Genomic DNA, 5,811 nt, shown 5'->3' with positions numbered 1-5,811 from the left:
GCGACCGGACACCAACCACACAGGGGACTGACGATGGCCACCACGCCCACCTACGAGGACCGCCTGAAGGACTTCTCCTGGTCGCTGGCCGAGCAGGACCTGGGCTACCGCAAGGGCGACCCGCTGAACATCGGCTGGCACTGCAGCGACCGGCTCTGCCAACAGGGGCTGGCCGACAAGACGGCGCTGGTCTGGGAGGACTTCTCCGGCGCGACGAAGACCTACACCTTCGACGACCTGCGTGTCCTGTCGAACACCTTCGCGGCGCACCTGCAGGGCCTTGGCATCCAGCCCGGCGAGCGCGTCTGCCTGTTCATGGACCGCGTGCCGGAGCTGTACCTCGGGTTCCTGGGCGGCCTGAAGATGGGCGCCGTCGTGCAACCGCTGTTCTCGGCCTTCGGCGCCGACTCGCTGTGGACGCGCCTGGACGACGCCGGCACCACGGCCATCGTCACCCAGCGCAAGCACGTGGCCAAGGTGCGCAAGCTCCTGGACAAGCTGCCGCAGCTAAGGCACGTCATCCTGGTCGACGCCGGCGACGGCCCGCTGCGCGAGCGCGAGTCGGGGCTCGACCTGCACGCGCTGCCCCGCGTCGAGACCTTCGACGCGCACCCGACGGACCCCGAGACCCCCTCGGTCCTGCACTACACCTCCGGCACCACTGGCCAGCCCAAGGGCGCCCAGCACGTCCACTACTCGCTGATCTCGCAGTACCTCACCGCCAAGTGGGTCCTGGACCTGCGCCCCGACGACGTCTACTGGTGCAACGCCGATCCCGGCTGGGTCACCGGCACCTCCTACGGCATCATCGGGCCCTGGGCCAACGGGGTCACCCAGGTGGTGCTGGACTCCGGCTTCAGCGCCGAGAAGTGGTACGACTTCATGGCGCGGCGCGGGGTGACGGTCTGGTACTCGGCCCCGACGGCCATCCGCCTGCTGATGCGCGAGGGCTCCGACCTCGTGCGCAAGTTCGACCTCTCCCGCCTGCGCCACCTCTGCAGCGTGGGCGAGCCGCTGAACGCCGAGGCGGTCGTCTGGTCGCAGGAGGCCTTCGGCAAGCCCTTCCACGACACCTACTGGCAGACCGAGACGGGCTGCATGATGATCACCAACTTCCCGGGCATGAAGGTCAAGCCGGGCTCGATGGGCAAGCCCTTCCCGGGCATCACGGCCACGGTCCTGGACCCGAACACCAACCTGCCGCACGAGGGCACGGGCCTCGTGGGGCTCATCGCGATCCGGCCGGGCTGGCCCTCGCAGATCCGCGGCTACTGGAACAACCAGGCCGGCTACGAGCGCAAGTTCGTCAACGGCTGGTACATCTGCGGCGACCGGGCCAGCATCGACGCCGACGGCTACTACTGGTTCGTGGGCCGCGACGACGACGTCATCAACACCGGCGGCCACCTGGTCGGGCCCTTCGAGATCGAGTCCGCCCTGCTCGAGCACCCCGCGGTCGCGGAGTCGGCGGCGGTGGCGAAGCCCGACCCCGTGAACATGGAGGTCGTCAAGGCGTTCGTCACCCTGAAGCCGGGCCTCGTGCCGGACGACGACCTCGAGCTCGAGATCATGAACTTCATCCGCAAGAAGCTGTCGCCCCTGGCCATGCCGCAGGAGATCGAGTTCACCGAGTCGCTGCCCAAGACCCGCAGCGGCAAGATCGTGCGGCGCATCCTGCGCGCCCGGGAATTCGGCGAGCCGGAAGGCGACCTGTCGACCCTGATGAGCGAATGAACCGCGGCCCGGCTCCCTCCGGAGCGGGCCGCACCACACCGACGCGGGAGACGACGATGGACGAGCGCAAGCAGACGATCCTGGACTACGTGGTCAGCGAGTACCTGGAAGAGGACGACGACCGCGTGATCGGCGAGGACACCCCGCTGATCACCGGCGGCATCGTCGACTCGTTCTCCATGGTGTCGCTGAAGCGGTTCCTGGAGAAGAAGTACGGCATCCAGATCCCCGACGCCGAGGCGTCGCCCGAGGCCTTCGACACCGTCAACCGCATCGCCGCCCTGGTCGAGCGCTTCAAGAAGAGCTGACCGCCGGGACCGGAAGGGAGCAGACATGGCATTCGCGACCGGGACCAGGGAGTCCTACCAGCAGGAGCTGACGGCCATCCGCGAGGCGGGCCTCTTCAAGGAGGAGCGCTTCATCCGCAGCCCGCAGGGCGCCGACATCGAGGTCGAGTTCCCCGCCGGCGCGCCCGGCAAGAAGGTGATCAACCTCTGCGCCAACAACTACCTCGGCCTGTCCAGCCACCCCGACGTGGTCGAGGCGGCGCGGCGCGGCCTGGACGCGCGCGGCTACGGCATGTCGTCGGTGCGCTTCATCTGCGGCACGCAGGACATCCACCGGCAGCTCGAGAACAAGCTGACCGAGTTCCTGGGCACCGAGGACACGCTGCTGTTCCCGTCCTGCATGGACGCCAACGCGGGCGTGTTCGAGGCCGTGCTGACCGACCAGGACGTGATGATCGCCGACCGCCTGGTGCACGCCTCCATCGTCGACGGCATGCGCCTGTGCAAGGCGGCCACCGACACCTACAAGCACTCGGACATGAAGCACCTGGAGCAGAAGCTCGAGGAGCACCAGGACAAGCGGCGCCGGCTGATCATCACCGACGGCGTCTTCTCGATGGACGGCGACCTCGCCCGCCTGGACGAGATCGTCGCGCTGGCCGAGAAGTACGATGCCATGGTCTTCGTCGACGAGTCCCACGCCTCGGGCTTCATCGGCAAGACCGGCCGCGGCACCCACGAGCACTGCGGCGTCATGGGCAAGATCGACATCGTCACCACGACGCTGGGCAAGGCCCTCGGCGGCGCCTCGGGCGGCTGCGTCAGCGGCCGGCGCGAGCTGGTCGAGCTGTGCCGGCAGCGGGCCCGGCCCTACCTGTTCTCCAACACGGTCGCGCCGGTCATCGTCTCGGGAGCCATCAAGGTGCTGGATCTGATCTCCGGCACGACCGAGCGCCGCGACAAGCTGGAGTGGAACACGAAGTACTGGCGCGAGGGCCTGCAGAAGATCGGCCTGGACATCAAGGCCGGCGACAGCCCCATCGTGCCGGTGATGCTCTACAACGCGAAGCTCGCCCAGGACGTGGCGCGCGACCTCTACGCCGAGGGCATCTACGTGGTGGGCTTCTTCTTCCCGGTGGTGGCCAAGGGCCAGGCGCGCATCCGCACGCAGCTGTCGGCCGCGCACGACCAGAGCCACCTCGACCGCGGCCTGGCCGCCTTCGCCAAGGTCGGCGCCAAGTACGGGATCCTGGGCCTGGGCAAGAACGAGATCATCGAGAAGTACGGGACCTGACCCGACGCCGGAGGGACGCGCCATGAACGAGCCGCGCCGCATCGCGATCGATCTGCCCGGGACCGAGGCGTTCCGCGACGACGACCTCGAGGTCCTTCGCACCACGCTGCAGACCATCGTCACGCTCTCGATGGAGTGCCGCGACGAGCCCTGCGACTCCTCGCGGCGGATGCACCGCGAGGGATGGGACGTGCACTGGGGCCTGACCTGGATCGCGCGGGCCCGGCGCGGCGGCGTCACCGAGGAGGCCACCGGCGCAACCCGGAGCGAAGTACTCGCTCGGCTCCAACAACTTACCAGCCTGCACGAGGTTGACGGATGCCCGTAAATTACCGTTCTTTGACTCCGTCTCCTGGGGGGAGAACCTGACCCGCTGACGGACGTATGGGGACGGATGAACATCTTGCGCCGACCGACGGCCCTGAGAGCCGTGTTGATTCTGTTGCTGATCGCGGGTGTCGGAACGCTGCTGGCGATCCGCGGGCACCGCGCGTCGCAACGCGGCCACGCCGACGGCGCCGCCCCGCCCAGCATCCTGCTGATCGGCATCGACACGCTGCGCGAGGACCTGGTCGGCCCCTCCGCTTCGGGCGCCCCGTCGCGCACCCCCCACCTGGACGCCCTGGCGTGCGACGGCGTCCGTTTTGAACAGTGCCTGTCGACGGCGCCCTGGACCCTGCCCTCCTTCGCCTCGATCTTCACCGGCCTGCGGCCCTACCGCCACGGCGCCGTCGGCGGCGAGCGCGACTACCTCTCGGAGCGGCACACGACCTTGGCCGAGCACCTCTCGCGCGCCGGCTACGCCACGACGGGGTTCGCGGGGATCAACTACCTGACCGCCCAGTTCGGCATGGACCAGGGGTACGTGTCGCCCCCGCCGCGCGCGACCGACCTCGCGGGGCTGGACCAGGCCGGCAGCATCACGCGGCTCACCGGCGACTTCTTCGCGCAGCACCGGGACGGGCCCGCCTTCGTCTTCAGCCACTACTTCGACCCGCACGCGCCCTACGCGCCGCCGCCCCCCTGGCATCGCAAGTACTACCTGGGCAACGAATGCCGGCCGGGCGAGCCGCTCACCGCGCGCATCATGTCGTCCGAGGGGTTTCGGGGCGAGAACGCCGGCCGCGGGATGTACGACTGGCTGGCCGGCGTCACGGACCCGGCGTTCCCGGTCGCCCAGTACGCGGCCGAGGTCGACTACGTCGACGACCACGTGGGCCGGCTGGTCGCCCGGCTGAAGGAGCTCGGGCTCTACGAGCGGATGCTGATCATCGTGGTCGCCGACCACGGCGAGCACCTCGGCGAGCACGGCTTCTACTACACGCACTACCTGCCCTACCAGGAGACGATCCACGTCCCGCTGATCGTCAAGCTGCCCGGCAGCGCCGGCGCCGGGCGCGTCGTGGCGACGCCCGTCTCCACCGTGGACCTCCTGCCGACCGCGCTGGAGGTGGCCGGGATCGCCGTGCCCGACACCCTGGACGGCGAATCGCTCGCCGGCCTGCTGCTGGGCAACGCGAAGCCGCCGCGTCGCGACCTGCTGGCCGAGCAGGGCTCCGACCCCGAACGGTTCTGCAAGACCCTCGTCGCCTGGCCCTGGAAGATCATGCTGTTCCGTGAGGATGGGCGGGAGCGGACCGCGCTCTACGACCTCGTCGCCGATCCCGGCGAAACGCGGGACCTGTCGGCCGACTTCCCGGACGACGCCGCGCGTCTCGCCGAACGGCTGCGCGCGACCTACGATCCGGCGACACCGCTGGGCAGGGGGGCGGCGGGCGTTCGCGCGAACCTCGGCAAGTCCGACATCAGGCTGCTGGAGTCGCTCGGCTACGTCCACAAGCCGCCGGCGACCGCCGCCGGGGAAGGTTAAGCGAAGACCGGATCGCTACCCGTGATCCGGGGGCGTCCCCTCGCCCGATCCGGAGACCGGCCGCAGCAGCGAGGCGACGATCGACCCCCCGAGCAGCGCGGCGATGACGCCCAGCGAGACCGCGACGGGCAGCTTCCCCACGTCCACCAGCAGCATCTTCACGCCCACGAACGCCAGCACGAGGCCGAGCCCCACCTTCAGGTAGTGGAAGCGGCCCATCATCCCCGCCAGCAGGAAGTACAGCGCGCGCAGCCCGAGGATGGCGAAGATGTTCGACGTGAAGACGATGAAGGGGTCGGTGGTGATCGCGAAGATCGCGGGGATGGAATCGACGGCGAACACGATGTCCGTCGCCTCGACCACGACCAGCACCATCAGCAGCGGCGTCGCCAGCCACCGGCCGCCCTCCTTGACGACGAAGCGGGCGCCGCGGTAGTCGGAGGTGAGGGGGATGAAGCGCCGGAACACCTTCATCACGGGGTTGCGTTCGGGGTGGATCTCGCCGCCGCGGTGCAGCAGCAGCTTGACGCCGGTGCAGAGCAGGAACGCGCCGAAGACGTCGATGATCCAGTGGAAGCGGTGGATCAGCGCGGCGCCGGTCACGATGAACAGCGCGCGCATGACCA

Annotated in this window: 6 protein-coding genes; 5 read left to right on the top strand and 1 reads right to left on the bottom strand. The window is 69.3% G+C overall.

Annotation, left to right across the window (positions count from 1 at the left end; all coding sequences use genetic code 11):
• The first annotated feature begins 33 nt into the window (after positions 1-33).
• The 5 genes from acsA (at position 34) to Q7W29_03540 (ending at position 5,185) form a co-directional block, all read left to right on the top strand.
• Positions 34-1,734, top strand: a complete 1,701-nt coding sequence (acsA, locus tag Q7W29_03560) for an acetate--CoA ligase (GenBank protein MDO9170889.1) — start codon at positions 34-36, stop codon at positions 1,732-1,734.
• A gap of 56 nt (positions 1,735-1,790) precedes the next feature.
• Complete coding sequence (locus Q7W29_03555) at positions 1,791-2,042, top strand: acyl carrier protein (GenBank protein ID MDO9170888.1); 252 nt, start codon at positions 1,791-1,793, stop codon at positions 2,040-2,042.
• Between the two features lie 25 nt (positions 2,043-2,067).
• A complete protein-coding gene (kbl, locus tag Q7W29_03550; GenBank protein MDO9170887.1) occupies positions 2,068-3,315 on the top strand; it encodes a glycine C-acetyltransferase in 1,248 nt (415 codons plus the stop codon).
• Positions 3,316-3,337: 22 nt separating this feature from the next.
• Positions 3,338-3,643: a hypothetical protein gene (locus Q7W29_03545; protein ID MDO9170886.1), complete on the top strand. Its 306-nt coding sequence runs from the start codon at positions 3,338-3,340 to the stop codon at positions 3,641-3,643.
• Between the two features lie 102 nt (positions 3,644-3,745).
• Positions 3,746-5,185, top strand: coding sequence for a sulfatase (locus tag Q7W29_03540; protein MDO9170885.1), 1,440 nt, complete (start codon positions 3,746-3,748; stop codon positions 5,183-5,185).
• Positions 5,186-5,200: 15 nt separating this feature from the next.
• On the opposite strand, the gene Q7W29_03535 is transcribed toward Q7W29_03540, so the two are convergent.
• Positions 5,201-5,811 (bottom strand): TerC/Alx family metal homeostasis membrane protein (locus Q7W29_03535; protein ID MDO9170884.1); only part of this gene is annotated, 611 nt, incomplete at its 5' end.

The sequence above is a fragment of the bacterium genome (genome assembly GCA_030654305.1).
Taxonomy (GTDB): Bacteria; Krumholzibacteriota; Krumholzibacteriia; order LZORAL124-64-63; family LZORAL124-64-63; genus PNOJ01.
This window is presented reverse-complemented; position numbering and strand designations above follow the sequence as displayed.

What these genes read in the sequence shown, in the direction of transcription:
- acsA (MDO9170889.1), top strand. Translation starts at nt 34, where the DNA reads ATGGCCACCACGCCCACCTACGAGGACCGCCTGAAGGACTTCTCCTGG.
- Q7W29_03555 (MDO9170888.1), top strand. Translation starts at nt 1,791, where the DNA reads ATGGACGAGCGCAAGCAGACGATCCTGGACTACGTGGTCAGCGAGTAC.
- Q7W29_03545 (MDO9170886.1), top strand. Translation starts at nt 3,338, where the DNA reads ATGAACGAGCCGCGCCGCATCGCGATCGATCTGCCCGGGACCGAGGCG.
- kbl (MDO9170887.1), top strand. Translation starts at nt 2,068, where the DNA reads ATGGCATTCGCGACCGGGACCAGGGAGTCCTACCAGCAGGAGCTGACG.